This is a genomic window from Lentzea sp. NBC_00516, from assembly GCF_036346835.1.
GTDB classification, from domain to species: Bacteria; Actinomycetota; Actinomycetes; order Mycobacteriales; family Pseudonocardiaceae; genus Lentzea; species Lentzea sokolovensis.
Map to the genome: position 1 here is coordinate 6,856,829 of NZ_CP107840.1, position 20,442 is coordinate 6,877,270.

The window sequence follows — 20,442 nt, forward strand, 5'->3', positions numbered from 1 at the left end:
CGTTCGCAGAAGGGCCCGGAAGCAAAAGCTTCCGGGCCCTTCGCTTTCTAGGCGACCGAACGCATCGGCACCACGAGGTAGGTGAGTTCGACGCCGTCCTCGCCGGGCGGCGACGTCAGCACCGTCGAACGCAGGCCGTCCTGGATCTTCAGCTCGATCCGGCGGCCGGCGAACGCCTTCAGCGCGTCCGCGAGGTAGCGGGACTGGAACGTCTTGGTCAGCCGGTCGCCCTCGACCGTGGCCTTGACGAACTCCTCCGACTCGCCCTGCTGCGGGTCGCTGCCCTTGACCCGGATCTCCGAGTCCTCGACCTGGATGGTCACGGCCTGGTGCGGGCCGCCGTAGGGCGTGGCTCTGCGGACGGCGCGGGCCAACGCGTCCGCGTCCACGAGCACCGTGCTGTCGATGACTGCCTCCAGAAGTCGGCGCGCGCGGTCGTCCGGGAACGGAGCGGCCAGCAGCGCGGTGGAGATCGAGTTGTTGCCCCAGGCGAGGCCGATGCGGTCCTCGTTCGCGTGCAGGGCTACCTGGTTCGTCGCTTGCCGAGCCGCCTCGACGATGGCCTTCGCAGGTACCAACAGGTCGAGTTGACCATGTTGTTCCCACGGGAGTGTGGCGTAGGCCATGCGGTAGCGGTCGGTGGCCATGAAGTGCAGCCGGTGGGCGTCCGACTGGATCCGGATGCCGGTGAAGATCGGCAGCGCGTCGTCTTTCGACGCCGCCCCCGCGACCGCCGCGATGGTCCTGAGAGTGGCGGCGTCCACGTGGCCCCGCAGCGGCGGCAGTGCCGGGACACCGGGGTGGTGGGCGAGGTCGAGGAGCGGGATCGCGAACCTCGACGTGGGCGTGCGGATCGCCAGCCGCTGCCCCTCGACCTTGAGCCTCACCTGCGGGTCGTCGAGCGCCTGAAGGGTCGCGGCCAGCGGCTTCGCCGGCACGAGCACCTCGCCCTCGGTGTGCACGGTGGCGTTGACGCTCAGGCGCACACCGTGTTCCTGGTCGCTGCCCGCGACCTCCACGTCCATGCCGGCCTTCAGGCGGAGCCCGGCCAGCACCGGATCGAACACGCGGGTCGGCAGCAACCGCGCCACCTCGGCGGCGGCACCGGCGAGCTCGGCTGTCGTGGCGGTGAGGTCCATGCTCTGGACGCTAGCGGGCACCCCTGACAATTTTGGACGCCCTGGTTGTAACAAGAGGGAGCTGGGTTGTGGACGAGTGCCTGATCTGCGCGAAGCACCTCGGTTCGGGGCCGCTGGCCGGGCCGGTGGTGTTCGCCGACGAGGTCGTGCGGCGTGATCGGTATCGGCGTCGGAGGGCAGGGCCCCGCCCTCCCAAGGGGGCTGACCACCTGAGCCCATCTGACGACGAACTTAACGGCGGCGAGGCCGTGTCAAGTGCGGCGGGTTGACAGCACGTTTTCGCAGCTACGGTGGCTGTATGGCCGGTCTGCCCCCGAGGAGGGCGGGGCCCTGCCCTCAGCGCGCGATTTGATCGGACGCCGCGTCCGCGTAGCTCCGCGCACGCCTCCGGTCAGACCGTCAGGCGCCTGCCTTGCGGCGCGCCAGATCGATGATCCGCTGCAGGTGCAGCCCGCGCCGCACGTCGCACTCGTGCGTCGTGGTGCCGCTGTCCGCCATCGCCACGAAGTCGTCGAGCAGGTTCGTGAAGCACTCCAGCGCAGGCGTGTCGCGGTTCGTCAGGGTGCGGTGGCCCTCGGTGCCGAAGACGGTGAAGTCCGCGAACGGTGGCTGCATCGGCAGGGACAGGCACAGCGAGACGGTGCTGGTGGCGCCGCCCGCGTGTTGCAGGATCAGCTGCCACAGACCGGTGTCCGTGACGTTCGCCGCCAGCACGTCGGTGATCTCGCCCAGTGCCGCGTCCAGCAGGTCGAACGCGTGCGGGCCCACGTCGTCCAAAGCGCCCTTGTCGTGGCGCCACGGGGAGTTCGAGAACGGGCCGTCCAGCAGCGCGCCGGAGATCCAGCGGCTGTCGGCACCGGTCCAGCCGCCGGTGCGGTGCAGCTGGGCCAGCATCTGCTTCGTCTCCGGGGCGTAGCGGCGGGTCAGGACGACCAGGGACGCCACGCCGGCCTCGGCGACCGCGGCAGCCAGTTCCTCGGCCACCTCGACGGACTCCGCGATCGGCTTCTCCAGCACGAGGTGCTTGCCCGCCCGCGCGGCCTCGATCGCCATCGGGCCCTGCACGCCCGGCGGCACGCAGAACGCGATTGCGTCCACAGTGGACAGCATCGCGGTGTAGTCCTCGAACGGTTCCGCGCCGAAGGAGGCGGCCAGCGACGCGGCCGCTTCCTGGCGGCGCGCCCACACACCGGTCAGCGTCGTGCCCGGATGGTTCGCGATGCCAGGGGCGTGGATCATCTCGGCCCACGGGCCCGCACCGACAAGTCCTACGCGCAGCTGTTCGTCCACTCGCACATCCTGCCTCAGGAGTAACTGGCCTTGGGGACGAAGATCTCGCCCCCGTTGTCGAACTTCAGGCGCAGGCCGTCGCCGGACTGCTCTCGCTTCGGGTCGTGGCCCCAGCCGCTGGGCACCGTCACCACGTGGCCGCGGTCCGGTGTCGGGCCGAGCCAGATCTCGTAGGAGGTGCTGCCGACGAGCCGCTCGACCTTCTTCACGTACACGCCGGGCGAGGTCGACGTCGGGTCGACGCTGATCACGGTCGTGCTGTCCGGCACGAACATCACCACGCCCGCCACCGCGGTCAGGCCCGTGCCCATCACCGCGCCCAGCAGGAACAGCAGGATCTTCACCAGGCAGCCGGAGACGTTCGTCGCCATCACACCATCCTCAGGTCGGCACGGTCGTACGCTCGCAGGATGCCCGACGACATGACCTTGCCGGGAAACCTGGTACCCGCATCGCCGGTCTCCCAACCCGATCAGCCCGCGCAGGCACGGGACGCCGTCACCGTGGTCCTGCTCCGCGACGGCGCCGAGGGCCTCGAAGCCTTCCTGTTGCGCCGCGTGAAGGGCATGGCGTTCGCGGGCGGCATGACCGTGTTCCCCGGCGGTGGCGTCGATCAGCGCGACGCCGACACGTCCGTCGCGTGGACGGGTCCGCCGCCGCAGTGGTGGGGCGAGATCTTCGGCGTCGACGCGGCCACGGCCCGTGCGTTCGTGTGCGCCGCCGTGCGCGAGATGTTCGAGGAGTCCGGTGTCCTGCTCGCGGGCCCCGACGCCACCTCGGTCGTCGCGGACACGTCGGCGTTCACGAAGGCCCGTCAGCAACTCGTTGATCGCGAGATCTCCCTCGCCCAGTTCCTCGCCGCCGAGAACCTGGTTCTGCGCGCGGATCTCCTGCGGCCGTGGGCGAACTGGGTCACCCCGTACGAGGAGCCCCGCCGCTACGACACCCGTTTCTTCGTCGCCGCCCTGCCGTCCGGGCAGAAGGCCGACGGCGAGACGACCGAGGCCTCCGACGCGGCCTGGCAGACGCCCGCGGCAGCCGTCGAGGACGCCCAGGAGGGCCGTCGCATGCTCATGCCGCCGACCTGGCGCACCCTCGACGAGGTGGGCGCTCTCGGCAGCGTGGAGAAGGTCATGGCCGAGGAGCGCAGCGTCGAGAAGATCATTCCCAAGCTGATCCGCGACGGCGACGTGATCAGGGTGGTGTTCCAGTGAGCGGCTCCCCGCTGATCGGCGCCCGCGCCGCGCACCCGCGGTACGGCGAACTCCGCCAGGTCACCGAACACGCCGCCGTGCTGCTGGCCGACAACCCGTCGCCGATGACGCTCGACGGCACCAACACGTGGCTGCTCAAGGCACCGGACGCGCGGTCGTTCGTCGTCATCGACCCCGGCCCGCTCGACGACGCGCACCTGAAACGCATCGCGGAGGTCGGCCCGATCGCCGAGATCCTGCTGACCCACGGCCACCCAGACCATTCCGAGGGCGCCCGTGCGTTCGGTGAGCTGGTCAAGGCTCCGGTGCGCGCGCTCGATCCGTCGCTCACCTACGGCTCGGAAGGCCTCACGGACGGGGACGTGATCACCAGTGCCGGCCTGGAACTCCGCGTCCTGGGCACGCCCGGCCACACCAGCGACTCGCTGTGCTTCGTGATCGACGGCGAGGCCGTGCTGACCGGCGACACGGTCCTGGGCCGCGGCACGACGATCGTGGCCCACCCGGACGGCAAACTCGGTGACTACTTCGAGTCGCTCAAGCTGCTCGCCGAACTGCCGGCGAACACCGCGGTCCTACCTGGCCACGGCCCGGAACTCGCGGACGCCGGAGAGGCCGCCCGGATGTACCTCGCCCACCGCACGCAGCGCCTGGAACAGGTCCGCAAGGCAGTGGAGGCGCTGGGCGGTTCACCGACCCCGCGGCAGGTCGTCGAGGTCGTCTACGCGGACGTGGACAGGGTGCTGTGGCCCGCCGCCGAGTGGTCGGTGCGGGCCCAGCTGGAGTACCTGCGGACCGGCTACTGAGGCTGGTGGCCGTTGTTCGTGGCCCCGAACGCCGACTGACGCGACGAGGACCTGTCGATCTGCCAGCGACCGCTGTCAGGCCCCTTCGCACCGGTCTGCTCCCGCTGCGCCAGCTCCTCGTGCAGCTGCTGCAACAGTGCCCGCTCGCGCTCGCTGAGGTTCGCGTCCACGGAGGACGGCTCCGCGGGCTCGGCGAGAGCGGCCTGCAGCGCCGCTAACTCGTCGGGCTTGAGCTCGGTCGTGATCTCGGCCCGGTTGATCGGGACGGGTTCGGGAAGCACCTCGATCTCGGGCTCCACGGAGGCCTTCGGGATGCGCTTCACGGGCTTGGGCGGGAAGGGCTGCGAGCCCTCCAGCACCGTCGGCGTGGAACGTGTGCGTCGTGAGCCGGTCTCTTCCAGTTGCTCCGGCGCCGGTGTCGGCTCGGCCACCGGCGCCGGAGCCGGAAGCTCCTCGACTGGCTGGTCGAACCAGGCTTGCTGCTGCTGGGAGACGTGGTCGGCCATCATCGGGGCGGGAGCACCGGAGAGCGGCACCGCCATCGACGACGTCACGGCGGACGCGTGGTAGTCGCTGAGCTGCACACCGGTGGTCAGCACCTCGACCGCGGCGCGGACGCCGGCCTTGCGCAGCACCGAGTCGACCCGGTAGGCGGTCGCGGGAGCGAAGCCCTGCGGACCGATGTCCACCAGCACGACCCGCTGTGGCAACGGGCCGGGCGTGGAACCCGTGGGCGAGGAACGCCAGACGCACCGCACCGAGCGGATGTCCGGGAGCACCGACACCGCACGGGCCAGATCGCCCGCGATGTCCGAGGCCGGGTCGGTCTCGGAGGTGAAGCGGTGCCTGATGAACGGCAGCATCTCGACCACCGGCAGGCGGTCGGTCAGCGCCGCGTCCGAGCGGACCTCGTGGATGATCCACGTGATGGCCGCGCGCTCGTCCGGCAGCACCGGGATGCCGCCGGCGAGCAGCGTGCCCAGGAGCAGCTCGATCGAGCGATCCAGTTCTCCGACCGCGAGGAACTCGCGGGCCTGCGACAGGGCGGCGTCGTCGACCCGCCCGGCCATCGACAGCAGGAGATCGTGGAGACGGACCGGCAGGCCGACACCGTCGTTCGTCACGTCAACTCTCCTTAGCTGAGCACCAGGTGCTCCTCGGACTCGGCGCCGGCACACACCAGCTCCGATGCCGCCAACGCCGCCCGGTGGTAGGGCGGAAGGTCCATACCGGACTGCACGACCTCAACGCACGGGTCGTGCTCGCCCAACGCCCGCAGAACACGCTGCAACTCACCGGTCAGCCGGGCGTGGCCGGTGGTGGCCGCCACCAGCAGGACGCGGTTGATCCCGGAGGGACCGATGCGCCAGCAGGAGCGAACTTCCCCGACCCCGTGCCGGCCTCGCAGCGTGGCACCGAGAACGACGGTCGCGGAATCTCCCATCGGCACCCGATCGGGTGATTCCGGGGAGAAGGTGTAGTCGGTGGGTGGCAGTTCGTCCAGCCCTTTGACCGAACTGACAGCACCGGGTTCCGCCCCGTAGGGCACCAGCGCGTCCTGCAAAAGGCGCAGTTCGTGATCAGTCAGAGGGATGCGTCCGTGCAGCAGAGTGCGCGGCAACGACCGCGCGAGCACCGCGTACGCGTCCGAAGCCGCCCAGTCCCGGTACCGCCACAGCAGGTCGTCCGGAAGGCGTCCGGCCAGCCTGAGCAGCAGTTCGTGGCACGTGTCCGACATGTCACACCTCGACGATCAGTTCGATCTCCACTGGAGCGCCGATCGGCAGCTCTGCGACCCCCACGGCCGACCGGGCGTGCTTGCCCTCGTCACCGAAGATCTCGCCGAGCAGCTCGGAGGCGCCGTTGATGACACCAGGCTGTCCCGTGAAGCCCTCGGCGGAGGCCACGAACCCGACAACTTTCACGACTCGCTTGATCGAGTCAATCCCCACGAGCGCGTGGACGGCCGCGAGAGCGTTGAGGATGCACGTCGCGGCGTACTGCTTGGCCTCCTCCGGGGAGACCTCGGCGCCGACCTTGCCGGTGGCGGGAAGCTTGCCCTCGACGAACGGCAGCTGGCCGGACGTGAACACCCACGGGCCGCTCTGCGTGGCAGGCACGTAGGCGGCGAGCGGGGCGGCAACGCCGGGAAGCTCGATGCCGAGCTCCTTCAGGCGGTTGCTCCAGTTGCTCATGCCTTCACTCGCTTCAGGTACGCGACGTGCTGCTCACCCGTCGGGTTCGTCAGCACGGTGACCAGCTCCCAGCCGTCGTCGCCCCACTGGTCGAGGATCTGCTTCGTGGCGTGGATCAACAACGGCACGGTCGCGTACTCCCACTTCGTCATGCGCGGAGCCTAACTTGCCACCCGATCGCGCTCTGCTCGGTTGTCGCACTTCGGGCTACCTTGATCACATGGAGACCTGGCGGATCATCGCCACCAGCCTGTTCGCGGTGGGTGGGCTGGTGATGGTGCTCGTCGCGATGGCGCAGGTGCGTGATCGCAAGCACAGTCGGCGCACGGAGGTCCTCCAGGCCGGGCTGATCGGTCTCGTGGTCGTGGCCGTGATCACGGCCAGCATCGCGCTGTGGCTTCCGTCGGTCGTGGCGTGGGCGTTGGTCGCCGCTACGGCCATCGCCGTTCTCTTCCTCACCATGGTCGATTGACCGACCGATCCACGTTCGACCGATTTCACACATAGTCTGGACATGTGACGTCGTGGACCGAGGAGCTGACCCGAGCCCGTCTGCACGTGGTCTCCGGGAAGGGCGGCACGGGCAAGACGACGGTCTCGGCCGCGCTGGCGCTCGCGCTCGCCACCGGTGGCCGCCGGGTGCTGCTGATCGAGGTCGAGGGCAGGCAGGGCATCGCCCAGCTCTTCGACCGGGCCCCGCTGCCCTACTCCGAGGAACGGATCGCGTCCGCGCCGGGCGGCGGTGAGGTGCACGCCCTCGCGATCGACGCCGAGGCCGCGCTGCTCGAGTACCTGGCGATGTTCTACAACCTCGGCTTCGCGGGACGGACGCTGCGCAAGATGGGCGCGATCGAGTTCGCGACCACGCTCGCCCCCGGCCTGCGCGACGTCCTGCTGACCGGCAAGGTCAAGGAGTGCGTGAACCGCACCGGGCCGGACGGCCGCCACCTCTACGACGCCGTCGTGCTGGACGCGCCGCCGACCGGGCGCGTGGTCAAGTTCCTCGACGTCACCAAGGCCATGGCCGACCTCGCCAAGGTCGGGCCGATCAAGGGGCAGAGCGACGGCGTCGTGCGGCTGCTGCACTCCGGCGACACCGCGGTGCACCTGGTCGCGTTGCTCGAGGAGATGCCGGTGCGCGAGACCCTGGACGCCGTCACCGAACTGGACGGTGCCGACCTGCGACCCGGCGCGGTGCTGGTGAACCGGGTCCAGCCGGTCCGGCTGCCCGCCCGTTCGCTGCCGGTCGCGGCCGAGGGCAGGCTCGACGAGTCACGGGTGCGCGCGGGGCTCAAGACCGCCGGGCTCGACCTCGACGAATTCACGCTCGAAGGTTTGGTCGACGAGACGGTGGAGCATGCCATCCGGGTGCGGTCGCAGCAGGAGGCCAAGGAACTGCTGTCCGAGTCGGACCTGCCGACCCTGGAGCTGCCGGACCTGACGGACGGGGTGGACGTGGCCGCGCTCTACGAACTGGCCGAGGCCTTGGTCGCGGCGGGTGTCCGATGACCACCAGACTCGACTTCGACCCGTTGCTGGACGACCTGGAGACGCGCGTCCTGGTCTGCTGCGGCTCCGGCGGCGTGGGCAAGACGACGACCGCGGCTGCGCTGGGGTTGCGTGCGGCCGAACGCGGCAGGCGCGTGGTCGTGCTGACGATCGACCCCGCCCGGCGGCTCGCGCAGTCGCTGGGCCTGCGGGAACTGGACAACCATCCGCGCGAGGTCGTCGTGGACGGCTTCGAGCCCAAGGGCGAGCTGTTCGCGATGATGCTCGACATGCGTCGCACGTTCGACGACATGGTGCTGACCCACGCGGGCCGCGACCGGGCCGACCAGATCCTGTCGAACCCCTTCTACCAGACCATTTCCTCGTCGTTCTCCGGCACGCAGGAGTACATGGCGATGGAGAAGCTGGGCCAGCTGGTGGCGCAGGACGAGTGGGACCTGATCATCGTCGACACCCCGCCGAGCCGGTCGGCGCTCGACTTCCTGGACGCGCCGCAGCGCCTGTCGACGGTGCTCGACGGCAAGTTCATCAGGATGCTGTCGGCTCCGGCGCGCGCGAGCGGCCGGGGGCTGATGAAGATCGTCGGAACCGGTTTCAGCCTTTTCACACGTGCTGTGTCGACGATCGTCGGCGGCCAGCTGTTGCAGGACGCGTCAACCTTTGTTCAGGCGTTCGACAGCATGTTCGGCGGATTCCGCGAACGTGCCCAGCGCACGTACGAACTGCTCCGCTCGCCCGGAACCGGTTTCGTGGTGGTGGCGGCGGCCGAACCGGACGCATTGCGCGAAGCGAGCTATTTCGTGGAACGCCTCAGCGCGGAGAACATGCCGTTGTGCGGGCTCGTCGCGAACAGGACCCATCCCGTGCTCGCGGCGGACCTGCCCGCGGCGAAGGCGGTCGCCGCAGCGGATGACCTGGACCGCTCCGGTGACGCGCCGCTCGCCGCGGCAGTGCTCCGGCTGCACGCGGACCGGGTGGCAGTGGCCGATCGTGAGAAGCGGCTGCTGGCCCGGTTCACGCGTGCTCACCCCGGCGTCGCGCTGGTCGGCGTGCCCGCATTGCCTGCTGACGTGCACGACCTCGACGGCCTTCGGGAGATAGGTCGTCGACTCGCCGGCGAATAGGCGCTCAGCGCCTAGCTGACCCTCGTGTCTTCGGTGTGCTCTTGACGTGCGTTGTCGAGCAACTCGAACCACGAGTCCACGTCCGGACGACGGCGCAGCAGAGCACGGCGTTCGCGCTCGGTCATGCCTCCCCAGACACCGAATTCGATCTTGTTGTCCAGCGCTTCGGCCAGGCATTCCATGCGCACCGGGCATCCCAGGCACACGAGCTTCGCCTTGCGCTGCTCCGCACCTCGAACGAAGAGCTGGTCCGGCTCTTCGTCACGGCACGAAGCGTTGATACGCCAATCCCCCTGGTTCATATCCCCCACTCCTCAGTGCTGTCCAAATGTGGAAATCCGCCACACCCCTGCCACGGATGCCGTAGCGTTCGAGCCACGGCTGCATTCCTTGGACGTTGACGGACTGTAGTGCTGTTCGGTTCCCTGTCCAAGCCTGGGTCACCCGACTGTTACCTGTCTTGCGTATGTCTACTCATGCTGAGTAACGGCACTTACTGATCACCTTCACCCGTTCGTGTACGGCGTACGCTGACCCGCGTGCGAGTCAGGAATGGCGTGCTCAAGATGCTCGGCCTGTGCCTGCTGGCTGGGGTTCTCCTCGCCGGCATGCTGTTCCCAGTCGTGGGTGCGACAGGCCTCGTCTCGAACAGAGCCAGCGACACTGTGGACAGCATCTCGGCAGACCTGGTGACGACGGATCCTCCGTTGATCACCACGGTCACGGACAAGGACGGCGCACCGATCGCCTACCTGTTCGACCAGTACAGAGTCCTGACACCTCCCGAGAAGATCTCGCCGACCATGAAGGCGGCGCTGATCTCGGTCGAGGACCGCAGGTTCTACGAGCACCAGGGCGTGGACTGGAAGGGCACGATCCGCGCGGGACTGACGAACCAGGTCAGCGGCTCGGTGTCGCAGGGCGCCTCCACGCTGACCCAGCAGTACGTCAAGAACTACCTGGTCCACGTGGTCGCGCGGAACAACAAGCTGGAGCAGGCCAAGGCCCAGGAGCAGACCATCGCGCGCAAGATGCGCGAGGCCCGGATCTCGCTGCAGCTGGAGCGAAAGCTCGGCAAGGAGGAGATCCTCGCCCGGTACCTCAACGTCGTTCCATTCGGTTCGACCATTTACGGCATCGCGGCGGCGGCGCAGGCTTACTTCAGCACGACGCCGGACAAGTTGACGGTTCCACAAGCCGCGATGCTCGCGGGAATGGTGAACAGTCCGTCAGCGCTCGACCCCGAAGCGTATCCGGACAAAGCTTTGGACCGGCGCAACAAAGTGATCGACAGGATGGTCGAGAACGACAAGCTGTCGCGCGACGCGGGTGAGGCGGCGAAGAAGGAAGGACTGGGTCTCGCGACTCCGGTTCGCACCCCGCCGAACGGTTGTGTCGGCGCCGGTCCGGAAAACGGTTTCTTCTGCTCGTACGTCGTGAACTACTTGCAGCGAGCGGGTTTCAGCGAGGAACAACTGCGCACCGGCGGCTACACCATTCAGACCACTTTGGACAGAGCAGCCACCTCGCAGGCGAAGGCGGCGGCCGAGGCGGGCGTCGGCAAGGGCACCGACGGCATCGCGAACACGATGGCGATCGTGAAGCCCGGCAAGGAGCGCCACGACGTGCTGGCACTGGTCGCGAACCGCGACTACGGCCTGAAGGCCGACCTGCGCCAGACGACGTACGACCTGCCCAGCGGCGTGGAGAACAAGTTCGGCGCGGGCTCGGTCTACAAGGTCTTCACGGCCGCGGCGGCGCTGGAGAAGGGGCTCGGCATCGAGAACGTCATCCCGACGCCGACCTCGCACACCTCGCGGGTCTTCAAGGGTGGCGCCCAGCGCTGCCCGAGCACCGGTGAGCCCGGCACGCGCTGGTACTGCCTGTCGAACTTCGACTCGAGCTACCCGTCGTCGATGACGCTGCAGCAGGCTCTCGCGACCTCGCCGAACACCGGCTTCGTGATCCTCGAGGAGCAGACCGGCATGGACGCGGTCGTGGACATGGCCTCGCGGCTGGGCATGCGCGAGACGATGGCGACGAACCTGCAGGGCACGAGGCCCGACCCGAAGGCCAAGGACAAGCAGAACCGCGTCTCGCAGACCGAGTTCTACAAGCAGAACGGCGGCAACGCGTCGTTCACGCTCTCGCCCGCGCCGGTGTCCACTCTGGAGCTCGCGAACGTCGCGGCGACCATCGTGAGCGGCGGCAAGTGGTGCCCGCCCACGCCGATCGCGAAGGTGCTGGACCGCAACGGCAAGCCGATCCCGGTCAACGAGGCGCCGTGCGAGCAGGTCGTCGCCGAAGGCCTCGCGAACGGGCTCGCGGTCGGCATGAGCAAGGACGACGTCGGCAGTGGTACCGCCGCGGCCGCCGCCCGTGCCGCCAAGTGGACCCGGCCGATGATCGCCAAGACGGGCACCACCGAGGAGTACAAGTCGGCGGCGTTCATCGGCGCGACCCCGGACTTCGCGGGCGCCGTGCAGACGTTCAACGACGGCAACTCGCCCCGCCCGATCTGCGTGGGAGCCGCACCCCGGTTGTGCGGCAACGGCAACATCTTCGGCGGCACCATCCCGGCCAAGACGTGGTTCGAGACGATGTCGAAGATGCACGCGCCCCTGCCGGTGGCCCAGCTGCCGCAGGTGGAGCAGCGCTACCTCAAGGGCGGCCGCGAGATCCAGGTGCCCGACGTCGTGGGCAGGCAGTCCAACGACGCCGTGCGGATCCTGGAGCAGGCCGGCTACAAGGTGAGCCAGCAGTCGGTGAACTCCGAGAAGACGAAGGGCACGGTCGTCAGCCAGTCGCCGCGCGGCAACGCGTTGCGCGGCACGGTGATCACGCTGTCGGTGAGCTCGGGGTACGTGCCGCCGCCGGTGGCCACGGAGCCGCCGTCGCAGCCGCCGCCCAACCCCGGCAACCCGAACGAGCCGCCACCGATCACGCTGCCGACCGAACCCGAACCCCGGTAGCGCTCAGGCGAGCATCGCTGTGAGGCGCTGGACGCTCACGTCGACGTGGGCACGGATCTCGGCGACCGCCCTGGCGCGGTCGCCGAGACGGATGGCGTCGAGGATGGCCTCGTGCTCCGCCACGACCTCCTCTGGCGTCTCGGACTTGCTGAGAACCGTGAGGTAGAAGCGCAGTTCCTTGGTCAGCGAGGCGAAGAACTCGTCCAGCCTCGTGCTGTCGAGCAGCGCGACGATCTTCTGGTGGAACGCGAGATCGCGGTCGACGATGCCGTGACCGGTCCGTGCGGCTTCTTGCAGCTCTTCGAACGCGTCGGTGATCGCTTTGAGCTGCTCCGGGCGCGGGGTGCGGGCGATCGCGGCGGTCTCCAGCCGTTCGCGGGCGGTGTAGAGCGCGTCGATCTTCTCCGGCGTGGGCGCGATGACGACGGCGCCGCGGTTGACCTCGTAGTGGACCAGGCCGGTCAGCTCCAGGATCCGGACGGCCTCGCGGATGGTGTTGCGCGCGACCCCGAGCTCGGCCGCGATCGCGCTCTCCCTGAGCCTGTCACCAGGGCCGAAAGCGCCGGCCATGATCCGTTCGGAGAGGCCGTCGGCCAGCTGCTGGGCCGTGGTGGTGCGGCGCACTTCGAGGCCGTCGAGGGCTGACATGCGGCCAGTTTAACGGGTTGCCTTACAGTTGAACTGTACTACAGTTTGGGTCATGGACCTGACAGCGTTCAAGGCGCTCAGCTTCGACTGCTACGGCACGCTCATCGACTGGGAGACCGGCATCGCCGCGGTGCTGTCACCGTGGGCGCGCGAACAAGGGCTCTCGCTGTCCGACGAGGAACTGCTGCTCGCGTACGGCAAGCAGGAGGCGGCCGCCCAGGTGGCGACGCCGTCCGCGCTGTACCCGGACGTGCTGGCCACGGCTTTTCGGCAGACCGGCGTTTCTTTGGGACGTGAAGTGAGCGACGAGTGGGCGCGCCGGCTGGGTGACTCGGTGCCGGACTGGCCCGCGTTCCCCGACTCCGCGGACGCGTTGGCGCGCCTGGCTTCCCGCTACCAGTTGATCATTCTGTCGAACGTGCACCGCGCCGGGTTCGCGGGCAGCAACCGGCAGCTGCGCGGAGACTTCGCGGCGATCATCACCGCGGAGGACGTCGGCGCGTACAAGCCCGCCGAGAACCACTTCCGGGCGTTGGATCGCGAGCTGGACTCGCTGGGCGTGCAGCGCTCGGAGCTGCTGCACGTGGCGCAGAGCCTGTTCCACGACCACGTTCCAGCCAAGCGGGAGGGGCTGCCGTCCGTGTGGATCAACCGGCGGAGCGACCGTCCGGGCTGGGGCGCGACGCCGGAGCCGTCCGGCGACTACAGCTACGACCTGGAGTTCGGGTCGATGGGCGAGTTCGCGGACGCGGTCGACAAGGCGTTCTGAGTTGGGGTGCCGCAGCGGTCGTCCACCGCTGCGGCACTGCGTTCTAGCCGACGAGCTTGGCCTTCACCGCGGCGGCCACCCGGCCACCGTCGGCACGCCCGGCGACCTCGGCGTTGACGGCCTTCATGACCTGGCCCATCTGCTTCTGCCCCGGCGCCTCACCGAGCTGAGCGGCGACAGCGTCGAACGCCTTGTCCACAATGGACTGCAGCTCCGCGTCGTCGAGCTGCTTGGGAAGGTAGATCTCCAGCACGGCGAGCTCCTGGCGCTCCAGGTCGGCCTTCTCGGCCCGCCCGGCACCGTCGAAGGCCTCAGCGGCCTCCTTGCGCTTCTTCGCCTCGCGCGAGAGGACCTTCACGACCTCGTCGTCGGAGAGCTCGCGGGCCTGCTTGCCCGAGACCTCCTCGTTCGTGACGGCCGTGAGCGCCATCCGCAACGCACCGGCCGTGACGGTCTCCCGTGCCTTCATCGCGACAGTCAGGTCGTTCTTCAGCCGCGTCTTCAAGTCCGCCATGGCGCAGAACGGTACCGCCCCCCGGATGCCGCGCCGATCGAGTTAACGCCCTTCCGTACCCTTGACGCGTGAACAAGCTGGGCCGCGCCCTCCTCGCCACGACCGCTCTCGGCGCCGCGACCGTCGCGTACGCGGCGGGAATCGAGAGAAGGCACTGGACCCTGCGCACCGCCACGGTGCCGGTCCTGTCCCCCGGAGCCAAGCCGATCCGCGTGCTGCACATCTCAGACCTGCACATGACGCCGAACCAGGTGTCGAAGCAGCGCTGGGTGGCCGCGCTGGCCGACCTGAACCCGGACTTCGTGGTCAACACAGGCGACAACCTCGCGCACAAGGACGCCGTCCCCGGCACGTTGCGCGCGCTCGGCCCGCTGCTCGACAAGCCGGGCGTGTTCGTCTTCGGCAGCAACGACTACTACGCGCCGAGGCTCAAGAACCCGGTCCGCTACCTGCTGCCGTCGTCCAAGACAAAGCGCATCCACGGCGTGACGCTCCCGTGGCGCGACCTGCGAGCCGGCATGATCGAACGCGGCTGGGAAGACCTCACCCACCTGCGCAAGACCATCATGGTGAACGGCCAGGCCATCTTCTGCGCAGGCCTCGACGACCCGCACCTGAAGCGCGACCGCTACGCCGACATCGCCGGCGCCCCGGATCCCAGTGCCGCTTTGAGGCTGGGCGTCACGCACTCCCCGGAACCGCGCGTGCTGGACCCGTTCGCCGCCGACGGCTACGACTTCGTGATGGCCGGCCACACACACGGCGGCCAGCTCCGCATCCCGTTCTACGGCGCAGTGGTGACGAACTGCGAACTGGACCGAGGCCGCGCCCGCGGAGTTTCGCGCTGGGGCTCACACATGTGGATGAACGTGTCCGCCGGCATGGGCACTTCGCCGTACGCGCCGGTGCGCTTCTGCTGCCCACCGGAAGCTTCCCTGCTGACCTTGGTTCCGCGACCCGTTGCGCCTGGTCAGGGGCGAAATGAGGGGGTCCGATTCGGAGCTGGCGCGGACATGATGTAGAGTTCTACATGTTCCCAGCCGGGGTGTGGCGCAGCTTGGTAGCGCGCTTCGTTCGGGACGAAGAGGTCGCAGGTTCAAATCCTGTCACCCCGACTGAATAAAACAAATCAGCCCCTGTCCACAGTAGACGTGGACAGGGGCTGATTTGTGTTTTCAGGCCTTTGAGGCCCGCCCACGCTCAAGGCCGCGCCCGAGCGCGGCGGGCAAGGCATGCACGCCGGCCAACCGCCGGCAGACAGCAACGACCAGCGCGCCCATAGACAACACAGCAGCTTCGTAATATACGGTATCTTTGTTTTCAGCTTCCCCAAAACAGAGCGACAAACGATTGCCCGTTGATTTGGGTACGGGTCAGCGGGATATCGATCAGTTGAAATTGCTCACGTTCCTGCCTGCGTTCCAAGCGTTTCTTTCGAGGCGGTTCGGCTACTCCTGCAGAGTCGAGTTCGTGACTTGAAAGGAGCTCATCGTGAGATTCAGCATCTTTGGCCGCTCCGCGGTCGTCACCGTGGTCGTCGCCGTTCTGCTCGCCTTATTCGGCGGGGCGGGCACCGCGTCCGCCGCCCCCGCGCCGGCCGCCCCGGCGTTGAGCACGCCTGTCACCGGCACGTTCACCGATGCCTCGGGCGGCGTCGGCACCGTGGTCGGTACGTTCACGCCGACAGGGTTCGCGGAGAACGGCACCACCGCGCTCGCCAACGGCATCGTCGACCTGACCCTTACTGACTCCGCTGGTCAGCTGGTGGGGACCGAGTCGCGCGAGATCACGGCCCCGGTGGGCGTCTCGCAGGTCTCCTGCGAGATCCTCGACCTGGTGCTCGGACCGCTGGACCTCGACCTGCTGGGCCTGGTCGTGCACCTGGACCGAGTGCACCTGAACATCACCGCGGAACCGGGTCCGGGCAACCTGCTCGGCAACCTGCTGTGCGCGATCGTCGGAATCCCCCTCCCCGGCTCGCCCACCGGACTTCAGGCACTGGCCGCCCTGCTGAACCAGATCCTCGCCCTGCTGAACAACGGATGACCACCGCCGGTGGGGCGCCCTTGAGGCGCCCCGCCGCGGCCGGCATTCCGGGCTAATTCGGGAGAAAGCGGAAGTCGCCCTCGAGCCACTCCACCACCGCGTCGAGCATCGCGGCGAGGTTCTCCCAGAGTGGTTCTTCGTCTGCGCCCTCGACGTTGTCGAACGCCATCACGCACCCGCGCAGCGGCCCTTCTCGCAAATCGACGAACAGGTAGCTGCCGGACGCGCTGACCGCGATCGGGACGAAGAGCGGCAGCCACAGGTCTCCGATGAGCGACCCGGCGGGTTCAGCCAGCTTTCGCGCCTCGTGGCTGTCGACGTCCCCCACCCGCGGATCGACCGCGACCTCACGCCGGATCCGCATCATCGCCTCGCGGACCTCCAGCGACCGGCAGCCGCCACGTCGCCCGCAGAGGCTGGCGACAGGAACTTGGAGCGCAACTCGGGCGCGTGAGTGCGGAGCCAGGCGTCGACTCGGGACCAGTTCACGCCCAGATCATCTCGTGCGGCATCGGTCTGCCCACCCGATCCCAACCCGATTCCATCCCGGACTGGAATCGAGCCTTTTCTTTCGTCGTGAATTTGTCTCGCCTTTTGTTTGTCGACAAGTCGATCGGAAGGTCCCTTCGCACACAGGGTCGAAGGTCCTTCGCAGTCACCTCGAAAAGTCATCAACCTTCCCGATAGACCACCCGATCGTGTGACGCGTCTCGACACGAGCGGCCGTAGACGCCACCGTCGTTGCATGACACTGCGCCATCGTTCCGGTTCAAATATTCCGGAACGACCACGTAGCGTTAACCCTTACGAGTGAAGGTTGACGGTTCAACTGACGTTGCGTAACGGGGGTCTTGATCCAAACGACGAAGGCTGTGGTTCAGCCACCGTTGAACAAGTCGGGAGATGTAAGTGATGGACTCCGCCTCCGCCGCCAATGCTTCTACTAGGTCCTGGATCGTCATAGCGGCCAAAGCAATTGTCGTGCTGCAGTCCCTGGGGATCGTTTTCATGCTCACTTCTGCTTGGGTGACGGCCGTCGTGGCCGTCGGTTTCATCGTGGTCTTCATCGCGGTCCGGGCGTTGTCGCGTGCTTCGCGGCAGGTCGACCGGATCTTCGAGGAGGAGCTCGGCCGGCAATAGGCTCGGCACCATGCTGACGCGGGTGTCGGAGGCTCTGGTGAAGCCGGGCCGGGAGCAGGAGTTCGTCGCGCGGGTGCGGGATCTCGTCAGGACGTTTCCCGAGATCTACGACGGACTGGTGGGGCACGAGGTGCTCGTCGACCTCGACGACCCGCGGCGCGTGCAGTACGTGAGCCGGTGGCGGGACGAGCAGGCGCTGGAGAACTACGCCGGTCCCGGCTGGCGCACCGATCCGGTGACGTTCCCCGATGAGGACGAGTACCTGCAGCGGCCGTTGGCGCTGCGGCACTTCCAGGACGTCAGTTGATGAAGCCCCGCGCGGGCAGGCCTTCCGGGAAGCGTTCGAGCGCCTCGCCGGCGGCCAGGGCCAGTGACTCCAGCGTTTCGGTCTCTTCGGGGGTCGCGGTGTGCGGGACGGCCCAGTAGCAGCCGATGGCGCCGAGCGGTTCCGGGCGCAGGATCGGGGCCATCAGCAGGCTTCGCACGAAGGTCGGCCGATACGCTTCCTGAGGAATCCTCGAGTCGAAGCGGATGTCCCTGATCGCCACGGTCTGACGATTCAGCATCGCCCAGCCGCTGATGCAGTTCACGGCGGGGAAGCGCTGGCCCTTCCACAGCGGGCTCATCGAGTCCTCGTCGGCGTAGTAGCAGAGGTCGCCGTCGAGCAGCACCAGCGTCGCACCGTGCGCGACCAGCGACGACCTGGCCGTGGTGCGGACGATACGTTGCACTTCCTCCAACGTGGCGGCCCCGGCGAGGCGATCCATCGTTTCGGACATGCATCAACGTTAACTCTCGCGCAACCCCACACCTAGAACCTCTGACTCGATTCAACTAATCAGCTGCGGTTCCTCGGGCTGTGGCCTTGTGACAAAGAATGCTGGTGCCCGCAGGACGGCGGACTCCAGCGCGGCGTACCAGCAGCACACCCCACTGTGGTGGTTCTGTCAGGTGGAATCCCCCTAGAACCGACCGCTGACTCTAGTGTTGAACCGTGACCACGCACCCTTCTCCCGAGATTCCGGAACAGCTCTTCGAGGACGCGGCCGCCGAGACCCGGTGGCGTGAGCGGTTCACCGCTCCCCGGATGAGCCTGCCCGGATGGGCCGACGACGCACCGGACCGCACTCTGTACGTCTCCAACGCGAGTGGCGTGTGGGAGATCTACTCCTGGGACCGCGAAACGGACGAGCACCGCAAGGTCACCGACCGCCCGAACGGCACGTCGCACGCCACGCTGAACCCGGACGGCACCGAGATCTGGTGGTTCGACGACCACGACGGCGACGAGTTCGGCGTCTGGGTGCGCGAGCCGTTCAAGGCCGACGGCAGCAAGGCGGAGCCCGCGGTCGCCGACGTGACCCCCGGCTACCCGGCGGGTCTGGAGATCGGCCGCACCGTCACGGCGGTGGCCGCGTCGACCGACGACGGCACCACGGTGTGGTTGGCGCGCAACGGCAAGAGCGAGGTGCTCTACCAGCACGTCAACGACGCCGGCGTCACCGCGCTGTCCAAGGACGAGTCGATCGTCGTGATCGCGCACTCCGAGCACGGCGACAACCGGCACATGGCCCTGCGCGCGCTCAACGCGGACAACGGCGAGACGATCGCCGAGAAGTGGGACGGCAAGGGCAAGGGCCTCGACGCCATCTCGTTCAGCCCGGTGCGCGGCGACCAGCGGCTGCTGGTGCTGCACGAGCGCCGCGGTCGCGAAGAGCTGCTGATCTGGGACGTCGCCGCCGGCACCGAGCAGGAGATCGTCCTCGACCTGCCGGGTGAGGTCTCCGCCGACTGGTACCCGGACGCGTCCGCGTTGCTGATCGTGCACACCCACCACGCCCGCAACACCGCGCACCGCTACGACCTCACGACCGGCGAACTGTCCACTCTGGACACCGCCCCCGGCGTGATCGGCTCGGCGGGCGTGCGCCCGGACGGCACGATCGAGTACTCCTGGTCGTCCGCCGAGAGGTCCACGGTCATCCGCGCGCTGGCCACCGACGGCACCGAACGCGTGCTGGTCGAGCCCGCCGGCGCCAAACCCGCGACGTCCGCGCCGCTGGAGGACGTGTTCGTCGGCGACGTGCACGCGATGGTCTCGAAGCCCGAGGGCGAGGGCCCGTTCCCGACCGTCTTCCTGATCCACGGCGGCCCGCACTCCTCCGACGAGGACCGCTTCTCCGCCTACCGCGCGGTGTGGCTGGACGCCGGGTTCGCCACCGTGCACGTGAACTACCGCGGCTCCAGCGGCTACGGCTCGAAGTGGCGTGACGCCATCGAGGGCAGGCCGGGCATCACCGAACTCGAGGACATCGCCGCCGTGCACGACTGGGCGGTCGAATCGGGCCTCACCGACCCGTCGAAGTCGGTCCTCAACGGCGCCTCGTGGGGCGGCTACCTGACCCTGCTCGGCATCGGCACCCAGCCGGAACGCTGGACCGTCGGCGTCGCGGGCGTCCCGGTGGCGGACTACTTCGCCGCCTACGAGGACGAGATGGAACCGCTGCGGGCGTTCGACCGCGCACTGTTCGGCGGCTCCCCGGAGGAACTGCCCGAGCTGTACAAGGAGTGCTCGCCGCTCACCTACGTCGACCAGGTCACCGCGCCGGTGCTGATCCTCGCGGGCGAGAACGACCCGCGCTGCCCGATCAGGCAGATCGACAACTACCTCGACGCGCTCGCGGCCCGCGACCACGCCTACGAGATGTACCGCTACGACGCGGGCCACGGCTCGTTGGTCGTCGCGGAGACGATCCGTCAGACGGCGGCCGAAGTGGACTTCGCAAGGCGGCACCTGGCCGCGAAGTAGTTCATGATCGCGAGTTGTCCACAGGCTGCCTATTCGTTGACCTGCGGTTATCTGAGACTCGGGTACCTGTGGACAGAGCGGGAACCAAATCCGGGGATCGCGCGTTGCGTCATGAGGAATCGCGCGGGGAGCGGTGGCACGGCAGCTCGGCCACGCCGACACGACCACTGCGACACGGCCGGGACGGACTCGGAACGGTCCCGGCGCTGACACCGGAGCGGTCCCGGCGCCACAACGGTCCCGGCGCTGGCTCCAGGAGCGGAACGG

At 68.4% G+C, this 20,442-nt stretch carries 24 protein-coding genes and 1 tRNA gene; 13 read left to right on the forward strand and 12 right to left on the reverse strand.

Going from position 1 to position 20,442, the window contains the following annotated elements:
• Positions 1–47 precede the first annotated feature (47 nt).
• From dnaN to OG205_RS31145, 3 genes are all read right to left on the reverse strand, one after another.
• Positions 48–1,139 carry a DNA polymerase III subunit beta gene (dnaN, locus tag OG205_RS31135; protein WP_330271534.1) on the reverse strand — a complete coding sequence of 364 codons (1,092 nt, stop codon included), beginning with the start codon at positions 1,137–1,139 and terminating at the stop codon, positions 48–50.
• Between the two features lie 399 nt (positions 1,140–1,538).
• Positions 1,539–2,429, reverse strand: coding sequence for a Gfo/Idh/MocA family protein (locus tag OG205_RS31140; RefSeq protein ID WP_330271535.1), 891 nt, complete (start codon positions 2,427–2,429; stop codon positions 1,539–1,541).
• A gap of 14 nt (positions 2,430–2,443) precedes the next feature.
• Entirely contained in the window at positions 2,444–2,800 is a 357-nt protein-coding gene (locus OG205_RS31145; RefSeq protein WP_319976061.1) for a hypothetical protein, read from the reverse strand.
• Positions 2,801–2,851: 51 nt separating this feature from the next.
• On the opposite strand from OG205_RS31145, the gene OG205_RS31150 reads away from it, so the two are divergent.
• Together OG205_RS31150 and OG205_RS31155 are read left to right on the forward strand one after the other, a co-directional pair.
• Positions 2,852–3,643: an NUDIX hydrolase gene (locus OG205_RS31150; protein WP_442916841.1), complete on the forward strand. Its 792-nt coding sequence runs from the start codon at positions 2,852–2,854 to the stop codon at positions 3,641–3,643.
• Positions 3,640–4,449: an MBL fold metallo-hydrolase gene (locus OG205_RS31155; RefSeq protein ID WP_330271537.1), complete on the forward strand. Its 810-nt coding sequence runs from the start codon at positions 3,640–3,642 to the stop codon at positions 4,447–4,449. Before OG205_RS31150 ends, OG205_RS31155 begins: the two co-directional genes overlap by 4 nt.
• Here OG205_RS31155 and OG205_RS31160 read toward each other — a convergent pair.
• Genes OG205_RS31160 through OG205_RS31175 form a run of 4 tightly spaced genes read right to left on the reverse strand, consistent with a single transcriptional unit; the run spans position 4,443 to position 6,796 of the window.
• Complete coding sequence (locus OG205_RS31160) at positions 4,443–5,573, reverse strand: hypothetical protein (protein WP_330271538.1); 1,131 nt, start codon at positions 5,571–5,573, stop codon at positions 4,443–4,445. The two genes, OG205_RS31155 and OG205_RS31160, sit on opposite strands and share 7 nt — an antisense overlap.
• A gap of 11 nt (positions 5,574–5,584) precedes the next feature.
• Complete coding sequence (locus OG205_RS31165) at positions 5,585–6,187, reverse strand: hypothetical protein (protein ID WP_330271539.1); 603 nt, start codon at positions 6,185–6,187, stop codon at positions 5,585–5,587.
• 1 nt (position 6,188) lies between these two features.
• A complete protein-coding gene (locus OG205_RS31170; protein WP_330271540.1) occupies positions 6,189–6,644 on the reverse strand; it encodes a RidA family protein in 456 nt (151 codons plus the stop codon).
• Positions 6,641–6,796: a DUF4177 domain-containing protein gene (locus OG205_RS31175; protein ID WP_090069797.1), complete on the reverse strand. Its 156-nt coding sequence runs from the start codon at positions 6,794–6,796 to the stop codon at positions 6,641–6,643. The genes OG205_RS31170 and OG205_RS31175 overlap by 4 nt, the downstream gene beginning before the upstream one ends.
• 68 nt (positions 6,797–6,864) lie before the next feature.
• On the opposite strand from OG205_RS31175, the gene OG205_RS31180 reads away from it, so the two are divergent.
• Genes OG205_RS31180 through OG205_RS31190 form a run of 3 tightly spaced genes read left to right on the forward strand, consistent with a single transcriptional unit; the run spans position 6,865 to position 9,277 of the window.
• Positions 6,865–7,116 carry a hypothetical protein gene (locus OG205_RS31180; RefSeq protein WP_330271541.1) on the forward strand — a complete coding sequence of 84 codons (252 nt, stop codon included), beginning with the start codon at positions 6,865–6,867 and terminating at the stop codon, positions 7,114–7,116.
• 44 nt (positions 7,117–7,160) lie between these two features.
• The gene (locus tag OG205_RS31185; protein WP_330271542.1) at positions 7,161–8,153 is read left to right on the forward strand and encodes an ArsA-related P-loop ATPase; all 993 of its coding nucleotides are present in this window, start codon (positions 7,161–7,163) and stop codon (positions 8,151–8,153) included.
• The gene (locus tag OG205_RS31190) at positions 8,150–9,277 is read left to right on the forward strand and encodes an ArsA family ATPase (RefSeq protein WP_330271543.1); all 1,128 of its coding nucleotides are present in this window, start codon (positions 8,150–8,152) and stop codon (positions 9,275–9,277) included. The genes OG205_RS31185 and OG205_RS31190 overlap by 4 nt, the downstream gene beginning before the upstream one ends.
• Positions 9,278–9,288: 11 nt before the next feature.
• Here the strand turns inward: OG205_RS31190 and OG205_RS31195 are convergent, their stop codons facing one another.
• Positions 9,289–9,579, reverse strand: a complete 291-nt coding sequence (locus OG205_RS31195) for a WhiB family transcriptional regulator (protein ID WP_319976070.1) — start codon at positions 9,577–9,579, stop codon at positions 9,289–9,291.
• A gap of 237 nt (positions 9,580–9,816) precedes the next feature.
• Here OG205_RS31195 and OG205_RS31200 point away from each other — a divergent pair, with 237 nt between their 5' ends.
• Positions 9,817–12,249: a transglycosylase domain-containing protein gene (locus OG205_RS31200; protein ID WP_330271544.1), complete on the forward strand. Its 2,433-nt coding sequence runs from the start codon at positions 9,817–9,819 to the stop codon at positions 12,247–12,249.
• Between the two features lie 3 nt (positions 12,250–12,252).
• Here the strand turns inward: OG205_RS31200 and OG205_RS31205 are convergent, their stop codons facing one another.
• Positions 12,253–12,897, reverse strand: coding sequence for a GntR family transcriptional regulator (locus OG205_RS31205; protein ID WP_330271545.1), 645 nt, complete (start codon positions 12,895–12,897; stop codon positions 12,253–12,255).
• A 52-nt stretch (positions 12,898–12,949) separates the two neighbouring features.
• Between OG205_RS31205 and OG205_RS31210 the strand changes: the two genes are divergently transcribed.
• On the forward strand, positions 12,950–13,666 hold the full coding sequence (locus OG205_RS31210; RefSeq protein WP_330271546.1) for a haloacid dehalogenase type II: 717 nt from the start codon (positions 12,950–12,952) through the stop codon (positions 13,664–13,666).
• Positions 13,667–13,709: 43 nt separating this feature from the next.
• On the opposite strand, the gene OG205_RS31215 is transcribed toward OG205_RS31210, so the two are convergent.
• Positions 13,710–14,180: a GatB/YqeY domain-containing protein gene (locus tag OG205_RS31215; protein WP_330271547.1), complete on the reverse strand. Its 471-nt coding sequence runs from the start codon at positions 14,178–14,180 to the stop codon at positions 13,710–13,712.
• A gap of 68 nt (positions 14,181–14,248) precedes the next feature.
• Here OG205_RS31215 and OG205_RS31220 point away from each other — a divergent pair, with 68 nt between their 5' ends.
• From OG205_RS31220 to OG205_RS31230, 3 genes are all read left to right on the forward strand, one after another.
• Positions 14,249–15,202 (forward strand): metallophosphoesterase, encoded by a 954-nt coding sequence (locus tag OG205_RS31220; protein ID WP_330271548.1) that lies wholly within the window; start codon positions 14,249–14,251, stop codon positions 15,200–15,202.
• Between the two features lie 19 nt (positions 15,203–15,221).
• A tRNA-Pro gene (locus OG205_RS31225) sits at positions 15,222–15,295 on the forward strand.
• Between the two features lie 376 nt (positions 15,296–15,671).
• The gene (locus OG205_RS31230) at positions 15,672–16,226 is read left to right on the forward strand and encodes a hypothetical protein (RefSeq protein ID WP_330271549.1); all 555 of its coding nucleotides are present in this window, start codon (positions 15,672–15,674) and stop codon (positions 16,224–16,226) included.
• Between the two features lie 52 nt (positions 16,227–16,278).
• Here the strand turns inward: OG205_RS31230 and OG205_RS31235 are convergent, their stop codons facing one another.
• Entirely contained in the window at positions 16,279–16,593 is a 315-nt protein-coding gene (locus OG205_RS31235) for a hypothetical protein (protein ID WP_330271550.1), read from the reverse strand.
• Between the two features lie 641 nt (positions 16,594–17,234).
• Between OG205_RS31235 and OG205_RS31240 the strand changes: the two genes are divergently transcribed.
• The gene (locus OG205_RS31240) at positions 17,235–17,366 is read left to right on the forward strand and encodes a hypothetical protein (protein ID WP_330271551.1); all 132 of its coding nucleotides are present in this window, start codon (positions 17,235–17,237) and stop codon (positions 17,364–17,366) included.
• 10 nt (positions 17,367–17,376) lie between these two features.
• Complete coding sequence (locus OG205_RS31245; RefSeq protein WP_330271552.1) at positions 17,377–17,673, forward strand: antibiotic biosynthesis monooxygenase family protein; 297 nt, start codon at positions 17,377–17,379, stop codon at positions 17,671–17,673.
• On the opposite strand, the gene OG205_RS31250 is transcribed toward OG205_RS31245, so the two are convergent.
• A complete protein-coding gene (locus OG205_RS31250; RefSeq protein WP_330271553.1) occupies positions 17,666–18,145 on the reverse strand; it encodes a GAF domain-containing protein in 480 nt (159 codons plus the stop codon). The two genes, OG205_RS31245 and OG205_RS31250, sit on opposite strands and share 8 nt — an antisense overlap.
• 215 nt (positions 18,146–18,360) lie before the next feature.
• Here OG205_RS31250 and OG205_RS31255 point away from each other — a divergent pair, with 215 nt between their 5' ends.
• The gene (locus OG205_RS31255) at positions 18,361–20,175 is read left to right on the forward strand and encodes a S9 family peptidase (protein WP_330271554.1); all 1,815 of its coding nucleotides are present in this window, start codon (positions 18,361–18,363) and stop codon (positions 20,173–20,175) included.
• The last annotated feature ends 267 nt before the right edge of the window (positions 20,176–20,442 follow it).

Bases quoted from the DNA above. Each gene is read 5' to 3' on its own strand.
- dnaN (WP_330271534.1), bottom strand. From the start codon at position 1,139: ATGGACCTCACCGCCACGACAGCCGAGCTCGCCGGTGCCGCCGCCGAG.
- OG205_RS31245 (WP_330271552.1), top strand. From the start codon at position 17,377: ATGCTGACGCGGGTGTCGGAGGCTCTGGTGAAGCCGGGCCGGGAGCAG.
- OG205_RS31180 (WP_330271541.1), top strand. From the start codon at position 6,865: ATGGAGACCTGGCGGATCATCGCCACCAGCCTGTTCGCGGTGGGTGGG.
- OG205_RS31150 (WP_442916841.1), top strand. From the start codon at position 2,852: ATGACCTTGCCGGGAAACCTGGTACCCGCATCGCCGGTCTCCCAACCC.
- OG205_RS31250 (WP_330271553.1), bottom strand. From the start codon at position 18,145: ATGTCCGAAACGATGGATCGCCTCGCCGGGGCCGCCACGTTGGAGGAA.
- OG205_RS31175 (WP_090069797.1), bottom strand. From the start codon at position 6,796: ATGACGAAGTGGGAGTACGCGACCGTGCCGTTGTTGATCCACGCCACG.
- OG205_RS31240 (WP_330271551.1), top strand. From the start codon at position 17,235: ATGCTCACTTCTGCTTGGGTGACGGCCGTCGTGGCCGTCGGTTTCATC.
- OG205_RS31165 (WP_330271539.1), bottom strand. From the start codon at position 6,187: ATGTCGGACACGTGCCACGAACTGCTGCTCAGGCTGGCCGGACGCCTT.
- OG205_RS31145 (WP_319976061.1), bottom strand. From the start codon at position 2,800: ATGGCGACGAACGTCTCCGGCTGCCTGGTGAAGATCCTGCTGTTCCTG.
- OG205_RS31215 (WP_330271547.1), bottom strand. From the start codon at position 14,180: ATGGCGGACTTGAAGACGCGGCTGAAGAACGACCTGACTGTCGCGATG.
- OG205_RS31190 (WP_330271543.1), top strand. From the start codon at position 8,150: ATGACCACCAGACTCGACTTCGACCCGTTGCTGGACGACCTGGAGACG.
- OG205_RS31170 (WP_330271540.1), bottom strand. From the start codon at position 6,644: ATGAGCAACTGGAGCAACCGCCTGAAGGAGCTCGGCATCGAGCTTCCC.
- OG205_RS31195 (WP_319976070.1), bottom strand. From the start codon at position 9,579: ATGAACCAGGGGGATTGGCGTATCAACGCTTCGTGCCGTGACGAAGAG.
- OG205_RS31235 (WP_330271550.1), bottom strand. From the start codon at position 16,593: ATGATGCGGATCCGGCGTGAGGTCGCGGTCGATCCGCGGGTGGGGGAC.
- OG205_RS31205 (WP_330271545.1), bottom strand. From the start codon at position 12,897: ATGTCAGCCCTCGACGGCCTCGAAGTGCGCCGCACCACCACGGCCCAG.
- OG205_RS31210 (WP_330271546.1), top strand. From the start codon at position 12,950: ATGGACCTGACAGCGTTCAAGGCGCTCAGCTTCGACTGCTACGGCACG.